The sequence below is a fragment of the Cutibacterium equinum genome (genome assembly GCF_028021195.1).
In the GTDB taxonomy this organism is placed as follows: Bacteria; Actinomycetota; Actinomycetes; order Propionibacteriales; family Propionibacteriaceae; genus Cutibacterium; species Cutibacterium equinum.
Map to the genome: position 1 here is coordinate 2,214,691 of NZ_CP115668.1, position 17,564 is coordinate 2,232,254.

The 17,564-nt window shown below is 63.3% G+C and carries 19 protein-coding genes and 1 tRNA gene; 17 read left to right on the forward strand and 3 right to left on the reverse strand.

Going from position 1 to position 17,564, the window contains the following annotated elements:
- Positions 1-172 precede the first annotated feature (172 nt).
- The 5 genes from O6R08_RS10055 to O6R08_RS10075 all read left to right on the forward strand — a co-directional run bounded on the left by O6R08_RS10055 (position 173) and on the right by O6R08_RS10075 (position 6,149).
- Positions 173-931 carry a hypothetical protein gene (locus tag O6R08_RS10055; protein WP_271417980.1) on the forward strand — a complete coding sequence of 253 codons (759 nt, stop codon included), beginning with the start codon at positions 173-175 and terminating at the stop codon, positions 929-931.
- Positions 932-1,135: 204 nt separating this feature from the next.
- Positions 1,136-2,641 carry a polysaccharide deacetylase family protein gene (locus tag O6R08_RS10060; protein ID WP_271417981.1) on the forward strand — a complete coding sequence of 502 codons (1,506 nt, stop codon included), beginning with the start codon at positions 1,136-1,138 and terminating at the stop codon, positions 2,639-2,641.
- Positions 2,638-3,504, forward strand: coding sequence for a TIGR03943 family putative permease subunit (locus O6R08_RS10065; protein ID WP_271417982.1), 867 nt, complete (start codon positions 2,638-2,640; stop codon positions 3,502-3,504). The genes O6R08_RS10060 and O6R08_RS10065 overlap by 4 nt, the downstream gene beginning before the upstream one ends.
- Positions 3,501-4,433 carry a permease gene (locus O6R08_RS10070; protein ID WP_271417983.1) on the forward strand — a complete coding sequence of 311 codons (933 nt, stop codon included), beginning with the start codon at positions 3,501-3,503 and terminating at the stop codon, positions 4,431-4,433. The genes O6R08_RS10065 and O6R08_RS10070 overlap by 4 nt, the downstream gene beginning before the upstream one ends.
- 156 nt (positions 4,434-4,589) lie before the next feature.
- Positions 4,590-6,149 carry a polysaccharide deacetylase family protein gene (locus O6R08_RS10075; protein WP_333907895.1) on the forward strand — a complete coding sequence of 520 codons (1,560 nt, stop codon included), beginning with the start codon at positions 4,590-4,592 and terminating at the stop codon, positions 6,147-6,149.
- A gap of 98 nt (positions 6,150-6,247) precedes the next feature.
- Here O6R08_RS10075 and murJ read toward each other — a convergent pair whose 3' ends face one another.
- A complete protein-coding gene (gene murJ / locus O6R08_RS10080; protein ID WP_271419365.1) occupies positions 6,248-8,056 on the reverse strand; it encodes a murein biosynthesis integral membrane protein MurJ in 1,809 nt (602 codons plus the stop codon).
- A gap of 7 nt (positions 8,057-8,063) precedes the next feature.
- A complete protein-coding gene (locus O6R08_RS10085; protein WP_271417984.1) occupies positions 8,064-9,338 on the reverse strand; it encodes an aspartate kinase in 1,275 nt (424 codons plus the stop codon).
- A 286-nt stretch (positions 9,339-9,624) separates the two neighbouring features.
- On the opposite strand from O6R08_RS10085, the gene O6R08_RS10090 reads away from it, so the two are divergent.
- The 6 genes from O6R08_RS10090 to O6R08_RS10115 all read left to right on the forward strand — a co-directional run bounded on the left by O6R08_RS10090 (position 9,625) and on the right by O6R08_RS10115 (position 14,816).
- A complete protein-coding gene (locus O6R08_RS10090) occupies positions 9,625-12,153 on the forward strand; it encodes a transglycosylase domain-containing protein (protein ID WP_271417985.1) in 2,529 nt (842 codons plus the stop codon).
- Between the two features lies 1 nt (position 12,154).
- Positions 12,155-13,057, forward strand: coding sequence for a metallophosphoesterase (locus tag O6R08_RS10095; RefSeq protein WP_271417986.1), 903 nt, complete (start codon positions 12,155-12,157; stop codon positions 13,055-13,057).
- A 170-nt stretch (positions 13,058-13,227) separates the two neighbouring features.
- Positions 13,228-13,461 carry a ribbon-helix-helix domain-containing protein gene (locus tag O6R08_RS10100; protein ID WP_271417987.1) on the forward strand — a complete coding sequence of 78 codons (234 nt, stop codon included), beginning with the start codon at positions 13,228-13,230 and terminating at the stop codon, positions 13,459-13,461.
- 79 nt (positions 13,462-13,540) lie between these two features.
- Positions 13,541-13,780 (forward strand): type II toxin-antitoxin system PemK/MazF family toxin, encoded by a 240-nt coding sequence (locus tag O6R08_RS10105; protein WP_271417988.1) that lies wholly within the window; start codon positions 13,541-13,543, stop codon positions 13,778-13,780.
- A gap of 126 nt (positions 13,781-13,906) precedes the next feature.
- Positions 13,907-13,983, forward strand: a tRNA-Pro gene (locus O6R08_RS10110).
- Between the two features lie 68 nt (positions 13,984-14,051).
- The gene (locus O6R08_RS10115) at positions 14,052-14,816 is read left to right on the forward strand and encodes a YaaA family protein (protein WP_271417989.1); all 765 of its coding nucleotides are present in this window, start codon (positions 14,052-14,054) and stop codon (positions 14,814-14,816) included.
- 274 nt (positions 14,817-15,090) lie between these two features.
- Here the strand turns inward: O6R08_RS10115 and O6R08_RS10120 are convergent, their stop codons facing one another.
- A complete protein-coding gene (locus O6R08_RS10120) occupies positions 15,091-15,336 on the reverse strand; it encodes a type B 50S ribosomal protein L31 (protein ID WP_271417990.1) in 246 nt (81 codons plus the stop codon).
- Between the two features lie 109 nt (positions 15,337-15,445).
- Between O6R08_RS10120 and rpmB the strand changes: the two genes are divergently transcribed.
- The 6 genes from rpmB (at position 15,446) to O6R08_RS10150 (ending at position 17,411) form a co-directional block, all read left to right on the forward strand.
- Entirely contained in the window at positions 15,446-15,682 is a 237-nt protein-coding gene (gene rpmB, locus O6R08_RS10125; RefSeq protein ID WP_271417991.1) for a 50S ribosomal protein L28, read from the forward strand.
- Positions 15,682-15,852: a 50S ribosomal protein L33 gene (gene rpmG / locus O6R08_RS10130; protein ID WP_002528180.1), complete on the forward strand. Its 171-nt coding sequence runs from the start codon at positions 15,682-15,684 to the stop codon at positions 15,850-15,852. The genes rpmB and rpmG overlap by 1 nt, the downstream gene beginning before the upstream one ends.
- Positions 15,852-16,157, forward strand: a complete 306-nt coding sequence (gene rpsN, locus O6R08_RS10135; protein ID WP_271417992.1) for a 30S ribosomal protein S14 — start codon at positions 15,852-15,854, stop codon at positions 16,155-16,157. Before rpmG ends, rpsN begins: the two co-directional genes overlap by 1 nt.
- A gap of 4 nt (positions 16,158-16,161) precedes the next feature.
- Positions 16,162-16,332: a 50S ribosomal protein L32 gene (gene rpmF / locus O6R08_RS10140; protein WP_271417993.1), complete on the forward strand. Its 171-nt coding sequence runs from the start codon at positions 16,162-16,164 to the stop codon at positions 16,330-16,332.
- A gap of 74 nt (positions 16,333-16,406) precedes the next feature.
- Complete coding sequence (locus O6R08_RS10145; RefSeq protein WP_271417994.1) at positions 16,407-16,772, forward strand: FKBP-type peptidyl-prolyl cis-trans isomerase; 366 nt, start codon at positions 16,407-16,409, stop codon at positions 16,770-16,772.
- A 24-nt stretch (positions 16,773-16,796) separates the two neighbouring features.
- A complete protein-coding gene (locus O6R08_RS10150; RefSeq protein WP_271417995.1) occupies positions 16,797-17,411 on the forward strand; it encodes a nucleoside/nucleotide kinase family protein in 615 nt (204 codons plus the stop codon).
- Positions 17,412-17,564 lie beyond the last annotated feature (153 nt).

Sequence of the window (17,564 nt, forward strand, 5' to 3'; positions counted from 1 at the left end):
CGTGTCAGCGTCATTCGTGTCAGCGAACTGTCGATTCGTCTTCAATGATGTGACGACAGTACAGGTAGTCGTGTTCGAGGTAGCCGATAGCAGACGTCGGTTCCTAACGTAAGTCATGACAGTGGTCCCCGATATTCGCACCCGCCAGGGTGACCATCATCAGGAGGAACTCGTGAAACACATCCGCCTCGTCGCCGCCAGCGCAGCCGTCTCCGTCGCCGCTGGATCCGCCCTCATGGCCGCCCCCGCTCGCGCCGCTGAGCCCGTTCCGGCCCCCACCCCCGCCCCCTCCAAGATCGACACCTCCAAGCTCCCCCTCAAGATCGACCGTGACTGCCTGAAGAAGTACCACGAGGATCGCGTCCCGGCCGAGAAGCAGATCGCCGACCTGCTGCTCAAGAAGGGGGCCGCCGTCACCGCCGACATCGCCGTGAAGTCCGCCAAGGACATCGTCAACCTGGCCCTCAAGAACCCGGAGCTCCTCTCGGACCCGCAGGGCTTCGGCATTGAGGTCGGCAAGATCGTCGCCAAGCACGCTGCCAGCCACCTCGGCGAGGGCCTCGACGACCAGGAGCTCAAGCCGCTCGTCGAGAAGATCATCGAGAACCTCAAGGCGTCCAAGGTTTGCTACACCTTCACCCTGCCGAACCACGACAAGCCCACCACCACGGTCGCCGAGCTCGGTGACTACGACAACGCCGGTTTCGTCGGTGACGTTAATAACGCCGACGTTTCCCAGGACTTCTCGAAGCTCCAGATCATCAGCGACCTCGAGAAGAAGATCGCTGACCTCAAGGAGAAGATCTCCAACAGCCAGATCATCAAGGACATCGAGGCCAAGCTCGCCCACTTCAAGAAGCACCTGAGCAACGGCCACCTCCTGGCCGATCTCGAGAAGATCATCGGCGACCTGACCGCCAAGGCCGCCTGAGGTTCACCGACATCGTGACCTTCATCGCGTGATTTCCCGACAGCGGTTGGGCCGGCTTCGTTCCGGCCCAACCGCTTGTTCGTGTAGCCACAGATCAGCGTCAACTCGCCCTCGCAGTGGCCTCACAGGAGGATCTGATCCGGGTTCCCGTGAGCCGGAAGGTCCGCTTTTCGGAGACCCGAACATCACTGTAAGGTCTCCCTCATGGTGTTGAAGCCCGCCCTTCCTCGACGAATCGCTGCCGCCGCACTCGCGGCCTGTCTGGCGCTGACCGCCTGCTCCTCAGACGGTGCCTCCGAGGGCTCTACCCCGTCCGGCACCTCGTCAGGGGCCTCGTCGAGTTCCGGCTCGGTCGACGCCACCTTGGCGAAGGTCCCCGCAACACAAGTCGGCGCAACTGACATCACCTTCAAGTCCGCCGCACAGAAGGTCAGGGCCACCTATCCCCGCTTCGCCAAGGCACGCAACCTCAGCATGGCCGTCGAGGTCATCAAGGGCCGCATGCAGCGCGAGTCCTGGCACCACGACGCCTCCGATGTCACCATCACCTCCCAGGTCATCGCCTCCAGCGACGCCGTCGTGGGTGTTCTGATGACCAACACGTCCACCATCGGGGGCAAGAAGCAGACGATCCCAGCGACCGTCTGGTACTCCACTGCGGCCAAGCAGTCCTACTCCTCCCCGGCCTTGGTCAAGGCTGACCAGTGGGCCACCCTGACGACGGCCCTGCAGGAGGCTGGCAAGGACCATTCCCTCGACGCCGGCAAGATCGCCACGGCCACCAAGGCCACCTCCGCCCCGTACGGCAACGGCCCCGCACTGGGCTTTGACCACAGTGGTGACCTCCTGGCCACCTTCGGCTCGGGCGTCCTCAGCGACAACCCCGTCACCCTCGTCGTGAAGTCCGAGAGGGTCAAGGGGATGCTCACCACCTTCGGCACCCAGGCCCAGAAAGCCTCGATGAAACCGAGCACCTTCACTGGCACGACGTCGCAGCCGGTCGACAAGTCCCTCACGTCCACCGACGCCTCGACTCGCCCCTCGACGGCCGTCGGACCAGATTGCCGTGTGCTGCATTGCGTCGCGGTCACCTATGACGATGGCCCCAGCGACATGACCCCACAACTGCTCGACACCATCAAGAAGTTCAAGGTCTCGATCACGTTCTTCCAGATGGGCGACAGCATCAAGGCCTTCCCAAAGACTGCCCAACAAGTGGCTGCTGTTGGTATGGAGATCGGAAACCACACGGTGACTCACCCGAATCTTCCGGCCAAGACCCCGGACCGTATTCGTCGCGAGCTGGAGCACAATTCCCAGCTCATCAAGGAGTTCACCGGGGCCACCCCGCTGCTCTTCCGTCCGCCCTACGGCGCCCACAACGACACCGTCGACAAGGTCGCCAAGGACAACGGCATGGCGATCATGCAGTGGCAGATCGACAGCGAGGACTGGAAGAACCGCAACCCTGACACGACGTACACCAACGTCATGACGGCCCTGCCCTACACCGCTCCCATCATCCTCGAACACGACATCCAGAAGGCGTCGATCGAGGCCGCGCCGCGCATCTACAAGGATCTGATCGCCAAGGGCAAGACGCTGGTCAGCGTCAGCGAGATGTCGGTCAACACTGGCGGTTACCAAGCCGGCCATGCCTACTGCAACGGCACGGTCAAAGAGCAGAGCGGCTACAACTGCAAGGGATGAGAACCTCATCGGGAGCGCGCACAGCCTGGGAGGGCCTTGCCCTGCTGGCCTGTGCCGCGCTCGGGTTCCAGCTGCTCATCAGCGGCCGGGTGCACCTGTTCGTGGGCACCATCATCACCACCTTGTTGTGGATCGCATGTCCGATCCTCACGGTGATGGGGTTGTGGACCCTCGTCCGGGCGGTGCGTCACCCCGATACCGCCGCGCCCCACCGGAACCGGATCGGCGTCCTCATCGCCGCCCCCGTCGCGGTGGGCATGATCGTCCCGTTGCAGCCACTGGGCCTTGTGGGGACGGCGAGTTACCGTCCGGCAGTCCGCAGTGCCAGCCCGTCCCCGGACCAAGACTTCTCGGACTCGTGGAATGACCGCCTGCCCGAGGCCCCCGCGCCAGTCTCTCCGGTGGCCATTGACACCAAGACCGGCAAGACCATCGGGGGCTACGACAACGGCGGCGACAACATCGGCTCGGAGCGCAACGGTCCGATGGGTCCACCGCCGCGCAACTGGCCCGCGCTTCAGGGCAATCCATCCCAGCTCACCGTCTACGACTACGTGCAACGGGCAGACGATCCCCGCGGCATCGCCAGCCTCAAGGGCCGCACACTGACGATGATCGGTTTCGTCAGCGCCGCCCCTGAGGACCCCGACCACGCCTGGGTGCTCGCCCGGCTCAAGATGTGGTGTTGCGTCGCCGACGCCCTGCCCTTCATGACAACGATGGTCGATGCCCCGTCGCGTCCCGAGGATGGCTCGTGGATCCGCGTTACCGGCACCTACCTTCCCAGTGCTGCCAACGGCGACACCCGTTTCAAGGTGGATCGCGTCGAGAAGATCCCCGTCCCACAGAATCCCTACATATGAGCGAGCTGCCACCCCAGGTCAATGCCTGGCTCGTCATCGCGGTCGGCATCTGGCTGCAAGCACTGCCCTTCCTCCTGCTGGGGACGATCATCTCGGCGACCCTGACGGCTGTCCTGACACCGCGCGCCCTGGCACGTTTCCTGCCTCGCCGTACCGCCCTGGCCGTGCCGGTGGCTGGTCTGGCCGGTATTGCTCTTCCCGCCTGCGAGTGCGCGTCTGTACCCACGACGAGATCCCTGGTGCGAGCAGGGGTCCCGACCGCCGCAGCGTTGACCTTCATGGCGGCATCCCCTGCGATCAACCCGGTCGTCATCACCGCCACCGCCATCGCCTACACCGTCCACCCCACGATGGCCCTGGCCCGATTCGTGGCTGGCCTCCTGGCGGCCATCCTCATCGGCCTGGGATGGATCTGGTTGGGGAGACCACTGCGCGGGGTCGATGACGGATCGCACGGATCGGCCACTGACGCGGACTCCTGCACGACCCATGACCACACCCCGCAACCTCGCACGGTCTCGGCGATGGGGGAAACCTTCCGCAGCGAGTTCGCCCATGATTTCATCCAGTCGTGCGGATTCCTCGTCATCGGTGCTGCCGTTGCCGCCACCATCAAGGTTTTCGTCCCCACTGCCTGGATGCAGGCCATGACGAGCAATGTCCTGCTCGAGGCTGGTGTGCTGAGCCTGTTGGCGGTCATCGTCGCGCTGTGTTCGGAGGCCGACGCCTTCATGGCTGTCTCCCTGACGAGCTTCTCCCCGACCGCTCAGCTCGCCTTCCTGGCCATCGGACCGGTCGTCGACGTCAAGCTCATGGCGATGGAGGGTGGGGCCTTCGGGGCGGCGTTCCTGAGACGATTCGTCCCCTTGGCCGTGGGCTGCTGCTTCGTCTCGGCTCTTCTCGTCGGTACGGTGATGTTCCCCTCCTGAGGGGTCCTGCACGGATACTCACCTCGGCTTGTCCCGGACCGGCCACTGTGCACCGGGAGGCGCGGTCATCTGAGAATCCGAAGAACTCCCCCAGAATGTCAGGCGCGCCCGGCGTTGTGTTTTTCCCCGCCGGAGAGTCGACCCTAATCTACAAGTGTGAGTCTCTTTCCGCGTCGCTCGATCCGAGCCCTGGCCATCGCCCTGGTGGCCCTGCTCCCTCTGGGAGCCTGCTCGCACGACGACCGAACACCTGAGGCCTCACCCTCGGACATCCATTCCAACGTGAAGTCCACCTCAGTTGCCACCGCCACCGTGTCGGGGGCGTCTATGACGACGACCTCCTTGCAGGAGCCCTCAGACATCTCCGTCAAGGTGCCCACCGTCACCAAGGCACGCAATCTCAGCCAGGCCATCGAGGTCGTCCGGGAGCGCACGTTGCGCGCCGCGTCCTGGCAGTCGGCGTCGAAGGTGACCATGACAGGCCATTTCACCTCGTCGACGACTGATCTGCTGGGCGTGGAACTCCACGCTGACATCACCAAGGACAAGACAACTTCCCAGGCGACGACGACCCTGTGGTACGACGCCACGATGAAGCAAACCTTGTCTGCCAGCGCCCTCATTTCCTGGCCCGGGTGGCCAAAGTTCAGCCAGCAGGTCGTCAAGGTTGCCACGACTGACGGACTCGACGCCAAGAAAGCGGCTGCCGCGCTCCAGCAGCCGCAGGCTCCTTACGGAACCGGGCCTGCCCTGTCCTTCGACAGCAAGGGAGACATGCTCGTCCGCTTCCCTGCCGGAGCTGTGGACAAGGTGCAACGCACCGTCGTGATCGATTCCAAGACGGTCGCACCCATGCTCAGCGAACTGGGCCAGAAGGCGCTGGGAGCGTCGTTGCACCCCACTCCTTTCACCGGCACACCGTCGGCGAATGTGGCCTGGTTCACCAAGCTCAAGACCAGCCCGAAACCAGCGGATTCCCCCAACACCAAACCGCTTCCGGGCGAGTCAGGTGCCACGTCGACCGGTAAGCCGTCTCATCCCTCGACTGCGGTTGGTGTTGACTGCATCGTCAACGAGTGCGTCGCACTGACCTATGACGACGGCCCCGCTGACACCACGGCCAAGATTGCGAAGAGCTTGTCGTCGGCCAAGGCGACGGCCACCTTCTTCCAGTTGGGAACCAACGTCGACGCCCACCCGGACACCACCAAACTCCTGGCCGGTTCGGGGTTTGAGGTCGGGAGCCACTCGATGAGCAATCAGACCCTGACCGAGCTTGGCCCCAAGGGACGGACCTCCGAGATCACTGACGCGGCCACTGCCCTCAGCAAACTCACCGGCCGTCCGACGATGCTCTTTCGACCTCCGTACGGCACGCACAACGAACGAGTTGACGACACCATGGCCCAACATGGTCTCGCCATGGTCAACTGGACGGCTGACTCCAACGACTGGAGGGATCACGACGCGGCCACGATCACCAAGACCGTCACCCAGTACGCGACGACGTACACCCAGCCCATCATCGTGCTGCGTGACACCTACGCCTCGACTGCTGATGCCACCAGCGGACTCATCGAGGCCCTGCGCAAGGAAGGCATGACGTTGGTCACCGTCTCCGAGTTGACGGTCAACACCGGCGGCTTGGATGCCGGCAAGGTCTACTGCCGTGGCACTGCCGTCAACCAGAGTGGTTCCGGCTGCGCAACCTCCTGAGCCAGACGCGGCCAACCTCACGGCCTGGGACCACGACCTCGCGTGCGCCCGTTCCAAGGTGCGTCGCAACCCTGCTGATCGTCTCCCTGCTGATCGTCTCAGGCCTTGCGCAGCACCGGCCTGAGTAGGTCGGTAATCTCGTCGATGTGCAGCACCTTCGCCATCGCGAGAACAATGGCGACGAAGAGTACCCCGCCGACGACGGTCCCACCGGCATGGCCAATCCAGGCGCCGTGTCCTGCGGCGTCGATGGCATGGGCGACGACATAGGTCGGGACAGCAGCAACGACGGAGGCCAGGAACAGCTTGAGCCACTGCCGGCAGACCTCTGCCATGCCAATCCCGCCGAGCTGACGAGAGGCGACGACGATCCATGCCGTGGCTCCCACGAGGCTGGCGATGGACTGAGCTGCCGCCACGACGAGCAGGGCCGCCTGCGGCGGAAAGATGAACATCGTCACCAAAATGATGAGCTGGGTGCCAGTGGTGGCCGTCTGCATGATGAGGTTGAGCTTGCCGTCCTCACGGGCGAAGCAGTAGCGCTGCTGCAAGGTCGTGATACCGAAGGGCAACAGGCCAACACCCATGATCGCCACGGCCCAGGCGAGCGCATCCACCTGTCCCGGTTCCAGGGAGAAGACCGTCTGGACGCCGGGGCGAGCCAGCACCACCATCGCCAGGGAGCACGGAATGATGGCCAGGGCCGGCATCTCCAATCCCTGCCGCAGCAGTTTCTTCATCGCGGTGTCGTCGCCGTCGGCATTGGCCCGGCTCATCTTGGGGAACAACGCGGTGAGAATCGACGTGGTGATCAAGCTCTGCGGCAGCATGAAGATGAGGAAAGCGTTGTCGTAGGCGCTGATGGACGACGACACCTCAGGATGCACCAACCGCACGTGGGAGAGCATCTTCTTCATGATGATGCCGGCGAGCTGGGCGATCACCAGGGCTGTGAAGGTCCACACCGTGATCCGCGCAGCCGCGCCCAGCCCGTAGCCGCGCACACCCCAGCGAGGTCGCCAGCGGAAACCTCCGCGGTGCAACGGGATGATGAGGAACAACCCTTGGACGACGATGCCCAGGGTCGTCGTCCCGGCCAGCACCCAGACCATCTCGGGCGTCCACGTTGCCGGGTCCGGGTGAGCACCAAACTGCACCAGGAACCACACCAGACCGGCGATCTGCACCACATTGGCCAGCACCGGGCTCCACATGAACGACGCGAACTGATTGCGCGCGTTGAGGACCTGCCCGAGGATCGCGTACAGGCCGTAGAAGAAGATCTGCGGCATACAGATGAAGCCGAAGAAGATGGTCAGGTGACGGGTCGCGCCGCTGGAGGAGAAGTAGAGGTCCAGCAGCCACGGCGAGGCAGCGGTTGCCACCACCGTGACGACGAGAACGGACACGAATGACACCGTCAGTAATCGGTCGACGAATTCCTGGCCTCCGTCGGGCTGCTTCATCGCCTTGGTGATCTGCGGAATGAGGATGGCGTTGAGCACTCCTGCACTGAGCAGGATGAACACCACATTCGGCAAGGTGTTGGCCGCCTGGAAGGCGTCGAGGGCCAGCGAGGTACCTGCGGCGATGACGGTGAGGAGGTAGGTGCGGACGAATCCGAGGATTCGCGAGACCATCGTCCCGGCCGCCATCACCATGCTGGCGCGACGCAGCGACCCTTCGGCGGGGACTTTGCCGGGCGCAGGAGCACCTTCGGCGTCGATACGAGGAATGACCCGAGTCCGATCAAGGTCCTCGTCGGAATCCAGCTGGGTCAGCGCGTGGGTCGAGACATCGGCGCCGAAGGTGACAGCGTCGATGTCGAGACTGTCGTAGACGTCGACTGGTGGAGCCGCCGGTGGCAGGCGAAGGAGGTCATAGACGTCGTCGCGAGGTTCGGGCATCGTCGCCTCAGCGGCCAGTCCCGGCGTAGACGACGGCTTCACCCTCGGCGTCCAGTCCGAAAGCACTGTGGGCGACGAGGACGGCCTGGTCAACTTGGTCGGCATCGACGACCACCGAGATCCGAATCTCGGAGGTCGAGATCATCTGCAGGTTGATTCCGGAGTCGGCCAAGGCGCGGAAGAAGGTCGAGGTGACGCCGGGGTGGGACCTCATACCCACGCCGACGACGGACACCTTGCCGATCTGGTCGTTGTAGAGAACCTGCTCGTAACCGATCTCGTCCTTGACGGCCGTCAGAGCGCGCACCGCACTCGGGCCGTCACTCATCGGCAGGGTGAAGGACAGATCGGTGCGACCATTCATGACTCGCGAGGCGTTCTGGACGATCATGTCGATGTTGATGTCGGCGCGCGCGATGATGTCGAAGATCTGGGCGGCGCGGCCCACCGTGTCGGGAATCCCGGCGATGGTGATCTTGGCCTCCGAGCGGTCGTGGGCCACACCCGAGATGATGGCCTCTTCCATGTCAGGTCCCTTCGTGATGTCGGCAAGGTCGGTGACCCAGGTGCCGGGTTTGTCGGAGAACGAGGAGCGCACATGGACCGGCACATCCTCACGGCGGGCGTACTCGACGCAACGCAGGTGGAGAATCTTGGCGCCGCAAGCGGCCATTTCGAGCATCTCCTCGTAGGAGATCTGAGGAATGCGACGGGCCCCCTTGACGATGCGTGGGTCAGCGGTGAACACCCCATCGACGTCGGAGTAGATCTCGCAGAAATCGGCGCCCAGCGAGCTCGCGAGCGCCACCGCAGTGGTGTCGGAGGCGCCACGTCCGAGGGTGGTGACGTCCTTCGTCGTTTGTGAAACGCCCTGGAAGCCCGCAACGATGACGACGTCGCCGTCGTCCAGAGATTTTTCGATGCGCCCGGGGGTGATGTCGATGATGCGGGCATTTCCGTGGGCAGCGGTCGTGATGACGCCGGCCTGCGAACCGGTGTATGACCGGGCCGGGATTCCCAGGTCGGACAGGGCCATGGCCAGCAGCGCAGCAGACTGACGCTCGCCAGTCGTCAGGAGCATGTCGAGTTCTCTGGGGGCCGGCTGGGGGGAGACCTCAAGGGCCAGATCCATGAGATCGTCAGTGGTGTCACCCATCGCGGAGATGACGACGACGACGTCATTGCAGTTCTGCTTGGTTGCTGCAATCCGGCGCGCCACGCGCTTGATCGATGCGGCGTCGGCCACCGAGGACCCACCGAATTTCTGGACGACTCGCGTCATCAACCCTCCTGCCACGTTCGGCAGACCACAGTCTAACCGGCGTCAGATAGCGACCCTTCCGTGGTCGGGATGGGAGCGCTCCGGCCTGTTGCTGAGCCACCGTGACGCGGCCGGGACCGTCAGGCGCGAGTGCCACGATAGTAGGGGCACCGGGGTGAAACGGTGAAAGACTGGCCTGTGGAGCGTCGTCGAGGCGTTGTCGAGCCCGACGCTTGCCTGCCTACAGCCCACACCGACGGCGTCGCCGCGTCGTTACATCCGTTGTCCCGGCCGTTGATACTCGGGTGTGTCTGAACCCTCACGTATTCTTGGGGCCATGCGCTCAGACAGGCACGGCAAGCTATACCCCTTGGCCATGTTCGGAATCGTCAGCATCCTGGCCGGATTGCTGGCGGCCGGATTCGTCGTGCCCGTCGCCGCTCTGGCTGGTGGCGGCTTGAAGATGGTGGCTGACAGCATGGAGGAACTGCCTGCGGAATTGATGAGCACCCCGCAGGCCCAGAAGTCCCACATCCTCATGGCGGATGGGTCGGTGTTGGCCACCTTCTACGACGAGAACCGTGAGTACGTCCCGTTGTCGAAGATCTCCAAGCAGATGCAGACCGCCCAGGTGGCCATTGAGGACAACCGCTTCTTCTCCCACGGTGCGATCGACCTCAAGGGCACCTCCCGTGCTTTCGTGACGAATGTTGCTGGATCGGCTCGTCAGGGCGGTTCAACCCTGACCCAGCAGTACGTGAAGCAGATCCGCATCGAGGCTGCCGTCGCGGCTGGCAATGAGGCGGGCGTGCAAGCTGCCCAGGAGCCGACGATCACCCGAAAAGTGCAGGAGTTGCGCTACGCGGTGGCGATGGAGAAGAAGCTGTCCAAGGAACAGATCCTGGAGCGTTATCTCAACATCGCCTACTACGGTGACGGCGCATATGGCGTCGAGGCTGCGGCCCGTCACTACTTTGGGACGACGGCGGCCAACCTCGATCTCCCACAGTCAGCGATGCTTGCTGGCCTGGTGCAGAACCCGGTCGCCTACGACCCGGTGAACCATCCTGAGGCCGCCATGAACCGCCGAAACATCGTGTTGGGCCGCATGGCTCAGCTCAACCTCATCAGTACTGACGAGGCTCGCAAGGCCGAAGCGGTCGTCTTCGACAAGTCGAAGGTCGTCTACCCGAAGAATGGCTGCATCTCCTCGAAGTACCCCTTCATCTGTGACTACGCCTACCGCACGCTGCTCACGATGCCCAGCCTGGGCAAGAACCCCTCCGAGCGGGCCAAGATGGTCAAGCGTGGCGGTCTGACGATTCAGACCAGTATCGACCCGAAGGTCCAGGACGCTGCTCAGAAGGCTGTCTCGGATGTCGTCGGTCCCAGGGATCCCGTCCTCGCCGGGACTGCGATCGTCCAGCCTGGCACCGGCTTGCTCATGGCCATGGCGCAGTCACGGCCTGTCATGGGCGCGAAGTCCGGACAGACCTATTACAACTATCTGGTTCCCGCTTCGATGGGCGGCGCCACGGGTTTCCAGGCAGGATCAACCTTCAAGGCCTTCACGATGGCGGCGGCCCTCGCGAAGGGAATACCCATCAGCAAGCACTACACGGCCTCGTCCCCCATGGATTTCACCGGGGAGAAGTTCACCAACTGCAAGGGCACCTTCAAGTCCGGTCCCTTCCGGGTGCGCAACTCGACTGGTCACTCGTGGAACATCGGTCTGCGTGAGGCTGCGGCATGGTCGGTGAACACCTACTTCGTCCAGTTGGAGCAGGACGTCGGCATGTGTGAGGTCACCAAGATGGCCAAGAACTCCGGGGTCAAACTCTCCAGCGGCAAGGACGTGGTGACGACCTTCCAGAACGTTCCGTCGTTCACCCTCGGTACCGCGTTCGTGTCGCCGCTGTCGATGGCATCGGCCTACGCAACCTTTGCGTCGCGCGGTGTCCAGTGCGATCCGATCATCCTCAAGTCGGTCAAGAGTCGTAATGGTTCTGCCATCAAGGTGCCGACCGGCAACTGCAAGCGGGTCATGTCACAGAAGGTCGCCGACGGCGTCAACTCCGTGCTCTCCGATGTGATGGATGCCACCGGTAGACATGCCACGATCCCAGGTGGTTTCCCACAAGCGGGCAAGACCGGTACGACCGACGACCACGAGGCTGCCTGGTTCGACGGCTACACCCCGCACGCCGCTGGTGTGGCCATGGTCGCGGCTGACCTCGGCAACCCCTACTTCCGTGGTGACAAGGCGCGGTCCATCAAGGGAATCCGGACATCAACCGGGGTCCACCTCAATGGTTCCGGTGGCAGTGACGCCGGAAAGATTTACCGGGCTGCCATGGCAGGTGCCCTCAAGGACAAACCCCCGACGAAGTTCCACTCACCGACTGCTGAGCTTCGCTACGGCAAGCTCGTGGCGATCCCGAACACGGACGGCATGAGCTATTCCGAGGCCAAGGAAGCTATCCGCAAGGCTGGGTTCCGGACGAGGATGTGGCATGTCTGGGACGACACCGAACCGGGGACTTATCTCGGTTCGGATCCAGACGACAAGGCCCGTTCCGGAGAGACCATCGCCCTCAAGGTGTCGAAGGGGCCCGAGCCCGAGCCTGAGCGGACTTTCGCTCCGCGGTCACGGTCACAGGATCAGCCGGGCACCCCCGACAGCAACCCGCCTGGCAGTCAGGTGAATCCGCCTGACGCCCAGAACCCCTCTGGAGCTCAGAACCCTCCTGGAGCTCAGAACCCACCCCGCCCCAAACCAGGACCCCGACGTGGCGGCGACCAGCAGAATCCACCTGGTCTGACGAGGCCACGCTGACATGAAGACGTGGGTGAAAGCAGCCGCCGGGATGGTTGGCCTCGGCCTGTCTGGCCTGACCTATGGTGTCGTTGAGGCCCATCGTTTCGTGGTGCGCCATCTCGAGGTGCCGGTACTCAAGCCAGGCAGCTCACTGCTTCGGGTGCTCCACGTCTCCGACTTCCACGCGCTGGCTCGTCAGAAGGACAAACGCCAGTTCATCCGTGGGCTGGCTGACCTCGAGCCGGACCTCGTCATCGACACTGGGGACAATTTCTGCTCGGCTGACTCCCTACAGCCTCTCCTCGATGACATGGCCGGACTCTTGGAGCGTCCGGGCGCATTCGTGTTCGGATCGAATGACTACTTGGCGCCATCCTTCACGAACCCGTTCACGTATCTGTTACGGGGGCGTTCGCGCGCACCGGAGAAGCCCGTACCAGAACTCCCCCACGAGCAGTTGAGGCAGGCGTTCACGTCGGCGGGGTGGTTGGACCTCAACGACAAGTCGGGGACCTTGGAGGTGGAGGGCCATCGTCTGGCTTTCCGCGGTACTGACGATGCCCATCATCACCGCGACCATTACGAGAAGGTCGCGGGACCTGCCGATGGTGAGGCGAGCCTCAATATCGGCGTCACCCATGCGCCGTACCTCAAGATCCTTGACGCCATGATCGGTGACGGCATGGACATCGTGTTCGCGGGCCACACCCATGGCGGACAGGTGTGCCTTCCCGTCAAGGGAGCCATCATCACCAATTGTGATCTCGACACAGACCGCGTCAAGGGATTGTCACAACACAGCAGCGGCGGGCGCACCGGATGGCTTCATGTCTCGGCCGGAGTGGGGTCCTCTCCTTACGCCCCATACCGGACATTCTGCCGACCGGAAGTGACTCTCCTGACCCTCGTACCACGGTCCTGACGGTCAGCTCGTGGTGCCCCACGGTCAAGTCCGCACACAGGGGGCAGCGATCTTGTGCCGGTTCACAACCGTGGACCGCCACGGCACACTCATCGGTAGCGGGACGTGCGCGGACTATTACCGTTCGCGACTGAATCCCAGTTTGGGATTCGACTTGGTATCATGGTCACGTGACGACACAGATTGCAGTGCGGCTTCCTGACGAGCTCGTCAGATTCTTGGATCAGAGTGTCGCCGATGGCATCGTCACGAGTCGGGCGGAGATGGTGAGTCGGGCCGTTGAGCGCGAGATGCGACACCAGGCGGCTGTTGCAGATGCCGCGATTCTTACCACCGACGGCCCCCGAGACGACCTCGACGAGTTAGTCGCATGGGCCGCCACCAACGCATTTCTTGAGGACTGACGTGCGCGAAATCTGCCTGGCCAAGCTGGACAAAACCCGGCCGGTACTCGTCCTCACACGCGAAGCGGCACGAGGTGCGATGACCAAGGTGACAGTCGCGCCCATCACGTCAACGCTGAAGGGCTTGTCGAGCGAGGTACCACTGGACACCCGCAATGGAGTCGACCATGCATGTGCGGCGTCCCTCGACAACGTGATGACGATTCCGGTATCCCTCCTAGGGCGCACCGTCGGCTTCCTTCGCCCTGAGCAGGAGCATGACTTGGCCGTGGCGATGGTTCTTGCCTACGACTTGGAGATCTCCATTCTTGGCAATTGACGGGGAGCCACAGGCTCGACCCACGCGGGGACTACAGGTGAGACTGGTCACAGCGGCTTGGCGCTTTCAGCCAAGCTGCGTTAGAGTATCCGTCGGCCCTTCCGCCAGGGAGGACGACCGTGGTCGCGGGGTGTGGCGCAGTTTGGTAGCGCGCTTCGTTCGGGACGAAGAGGTCGCAGGTTCAAATCCTGTCACCCCGACCATCTGGTTCTTCACTCCTGACAGCGATCGTCAGAGCGTATCTCCTCCACCACCGGGCTAGGCTGTCGGGGTGTTGACCCTCATCTCCCCCGCCAAGTCGCTGGACCTTGAGAGCCCCGCTCCCAGGAACCCATCCACTGAGCCCCGACTGCTCGACGAGACTGCCAAGCTCGCAGCGATCATGGCCAAGAAAACGGTTTCTGACCTGCGCACCCTCATGGGGGTCTCCGAAGAGATCGCCACCCTCAACGTCGAGCGCTACCGTGCCTTCCAGCCTGGCACCCCCGACAACGCGCGTCCCGCTGGCGTCACCTTCGACGGAGCCGTCTATCGAGGCATGGACCCGCAGTCCTTCGACACCCGGGACTGGACCGAAGCCCAGAAAACCGTGCGCATTCTGTCGGGTCTCTACGGCGTCCTGCGTCCCCTCGACCTCATCCAGCCTTACCGCCTCGAGATGGGCACCGCCCTGCGCACCGAGCGCGGCAACACCCTGGTCAGCTGGTGGAAGGATCAGATCCGCGATCTGGTCGCCGCTGATCTTGAGGACTCCCCCGGCCCGAAGGTCATCGTCAACCTGGCCTCGGCCGAGTACTTCCAGGCTGTCGAGGGAATCGACGCCACGATCATCTCCCCGCGCTTCGAGTCACGGGATCGTCAGGGCCGTTGGAAGGTCATATCGTTCACCGCCAAGACGGCGCGCGGCCTCATGGCGGGATGGATGATCCGTAACCGTGTTCGCACGGTCAAGGCGCTCACCGACTTTCACGACGGGTGGGAGTACTGCGCTGACGTCTCCTCCTCGGATATCCCCGTCTTCCGCAAGCTCGACTGATTCGGGGCCTGACACAGCGGCTGTGCCGGGCGGATACCCCGCTGACGACGCGCGACACCCGCCACCCCAGGGATCACCAAGGTGGCGGGTGTCGCGTTCAGGGACCGGACCGATGCCAGGGATCAGTCGGCATGTCGATCAGCAATGGCACACTCTTCACTGCCGATCGGGTCCAGGTCGACCTGCATCATCAGCGAGTCAATGAATCACCTCCAGTCCCACCTCGTTGCATGTCGTTCATTCCGGAATACGCGCCGTGCGCGATCCCGAGGTCTTACTTCTTGCCGTAGCGGCGGTTGAACTTCTCGACACGTCCAGCGGTGTCAACGATCTTGGCCTTGCCCGTGTAGAAGGGATGGCTGGCCGAGGTGATGTCGACGTCGATGACCGGGTAGGTGTTTCCGTCCTCCCACTCGATCTGTTTGGAACTGGTGGCAGTGGACCTGGTCAAGAAGGCCATGTCCGCCGAGATGTCACGGAAGACCACGGGGTGGTAGTCGGGGTGAATGCCTTGCTTCATCGGTGTCCTTCCGGCCTGGGCGTCTGTCTGTTCAAGCGACGAGTTCGCATCTCGTCGACAACAGTATATGATAATGGTTCTCATCTGCAAACAACGACAGGAGATGCCCATGTCACGACGCTGCCAGGTCCGCGGCACCAAGCCAGGATTCGGTAACAACGTCTCGCACTCCCAACGCCACACGAAACGTCGCTGGAACCCAAACATCCAGAAGAAGCGCTACTGGGTGCCGTCGTTGGGTAGGAAAGTCACCCTGACCCTGACCCCCAAGGCGATGAAGGAAATTGATCGTCGTGGCGTCGACGTCGTCGTCGCCGAGATGCTCGCTCGAGGAGAGAAGATCTGATGGCCAAGAAATCCACACAGCTACGCCCCATCATCAAGCTGCGGTCGACAGCTGGAACCGGTTACACCTACGTCACCCGCAAGAACCGACGCAACACCCCGGATCGTCTCGTCCTCAAGAAGTTCGACCCCATCGTGCGTCGTCACGTCGAGTTCAAGGAGACCCGCTGATGGCCAAGAAGTCCAAGATCGCCGCCCAGAAGAAGCGCGAGAAGTTGGTCGCCCAGTACGCCGAACGACGCGCCGAACTCAAGGCCATCATCACGTCTCCTACCGCCTCATTGGACGAACGCATGGAGGCATCGCGTAGACTATCCACCCTGCCGCGCGATTCATCCCCCGTGCGGCTGCGTAACCGTGACCAAGTCGACGGACGTCCTCGTGGCTATGTCGGCAAGGCCGGTGTGTCCCGTATCCGTTTCCGTGAGATGGCCCACCGCGGCGAACTCCCCGGAATCACGAAGTCAAGCTGGTGAGACCATGGCAGTACCGAAGCGAAAGAAGTCCCGTTCGACCACGCGTCATAGGCGGGCCCAGTGGAAGACCACGCCAACACAGTTGGTTGAGATCCGCGTTGAGGGCAAGGTCCTGCGGGTCCCGCGAAATCTGGTCAAGGCCTACCACTCTGGGCTGATCGACGCCGAGAACTGAGTCCTCGCGGGTTCAGCGCTGCGGTGTGGCCGGTCAGGTCCCTCGAACAGCGTTGATCCCGTAGGGTTGTCGTCATGAACAAGCCCGAAGTGACCCTGCCCGATTCCGCCCCTGACGACCTCGTCATCGAGGACATCACGGTCGGCGACGGCCCCGAGGCCTCCGCCGGCAACCTCGTCGAGGTGCATTACGTCGGGGTGGCCCTCAGCAATGGCCGTGAGTTCGATGCCTCGTGGAACCGTGGAGAACCGCTGACCTTCCAACTGGGAGCCGGCCAGGTGATCCCCGGATGGGATGAGGGTGTTCAGGGCATGAAGGTCGGTGGACGACGCAAGCTCGTCATCCCCCACCACCTCGCCTACGGTTCGCAGGGTATTCCCGGCGTGATCGCTGGCGGTGAGACGCTGGTCTTCGTCTGCGACCTTGTCAACGTCATCTGACGACATTCGACCAGGCCATCTGAGGTGACCCCGGATCAAGCAATCGCTCGCGCCCGGACTCTCGTCGAGTCCGGGCGTCGTTGCATCCTCGGACTGTGTGGCGAACCGGGTGCTGGCAAGACGACCCTGTCCCATCTTCTCGGGAAGGAGCTGGGACAGACCTGCGCCGTCGTCCCCATGGACGGGTTCCACCTTGCCCAGGCCGAGATCGAGCGACGCGGCCGCGCCGACCGCAAGGGGGCTCCCGACACCTTTGACGGCTGGGGTTTCCTGTCCTTGGTGCGACGTCTGGCCGCCGCCGACGAGCCGGTGGTCTATGCACCGATGTACCAACACGGGTGCGGCGAGCCCATCGCCGGGGCCATCCCGATACCGCGCGAGGTGCCGCTCGTCATCGTTGAAGGTAATTACCTCCTGCTGGCCGAGGAGCCGTGGTGCCTGTTGGCGCCGCTGTTCACCCAGACCTGGTACGTCGAGGTCGATCCTCAGCTACGGATGCAGCGACTCATTTCTCGGCATGTGGCCGCAGGAAAGCCACCCGAAGACGCCGCGACCTGGGCCAATGGCCCCGACGAACGCAATGCCGCGCTGATTCGAACGACGAAAACCCGTGCCGATGATGTCGTCCTGATGAACTGACGACGACCTCTCACCCTGCGCACCACCCGTGGTGATACCGTCGAGATGTCTCACTGGCGAGACGATCCACGGCGATCACACCGACGCGATTCGCCTCAACCCTGGCGGTTGCGCGTGCTCCCTCGTCGGCGTCGTCACGCCAAGACGTCACCA

Excerpts from the sequence above, each read along its gene's own strand:
- O6R08_RS10060 (WP_271417981.1), top strand. The coding sequence starts at position 1,136 with ATGGTGTTGAAGCCCGCCCTTCCTCGACGAATCGCTGCCGCCGCACTC.
- O6R08_RS10065 (WP_271417982.1), top strand. The coding sequence starts at position 2,638 with ATGAGAACCTCATCGGGAGCGCGCACAGCCTGGGAGGGCCTTGCCCTG.
- O6R08_RS10070 (WP_271417983.1), top strand. The coding sequence starts at position 3,501 with ATGAGCGAGCTGCCACCCCAGGTCAATGCCTGGCTCGTCATCGCGGTC.
- murJ (WP_271419365.1), bottom strand. The coding sequence starts at position 8,056 with ATGCCCGAACCTCGCGACGACGTCTATGACCTCCTTCGCCTGCCACCG.
- O6R08_RS10085 (WP_271417984.1), bottom strand. The coding sequence starts at position 9,338 with ATGACGCGAGTCGTCCAGAAATTCGGTGGGTCCTCGGTGGCCGACGCC.
- O6R08_RS10095 (WP_271417986.1), top strand. The coding sequence starts at position 12,155 with ATGAAGACGTGGGTGAAAGCAGCCGCCGGGATGGTTGGCCTCGGCCTG.
- O6R08_RS10105 (WP_271417988.1), top strand. The coding sequence starts at position 13,541 with ATGACCAAGGTGACAGTCGCGCCCATCACGTCAACGCTGAAGGGCTTG.
- O6R08_RS10120 (WP_271417990.1), bottom strand. The coding sequence starts at position 15,336 with ATGAAGCAAGGCATTCACCCCGACTACCACCCCGTGGTCTTCCGTGAC.
- rpmB (WP_271417991.1), top strand. The coding sequence starts at position 15,446 with ATGTCACGACGCTGCCAGGTCCGCGGCACCAAGCCAGGATTCGGTAAC.
- rpmG (WP_002528180.1), top strand. The coding sequence starts at position 15,682 with ATGGCCAAGAAATCCACACAGCTACGCCCCATCATCAAGCTGCGGTCG.
- rpsN (WP_271417992.1), top strand. The coding sequence starts at position 15,852 with ATGGCCAAGAAGTCCAAGATCGCCGCCCAGAAGAAGCGCGAGAAGTTG.
- rpmF (WP_271417993.1), top strand. The coding sequence starts at position 16,162 with ATGGCAGTACCGAAGCGAAAGAAGTCCCGTTCGACCACGCGTCATAGG.
- O6R08_RS10145 (WP_271417994.1), top strand. The coding sequence starts at position 16,407 with ATGAACAAGCCCGAAGTGACCCTGCCCGATTCCGCCCCTGACGACCTC.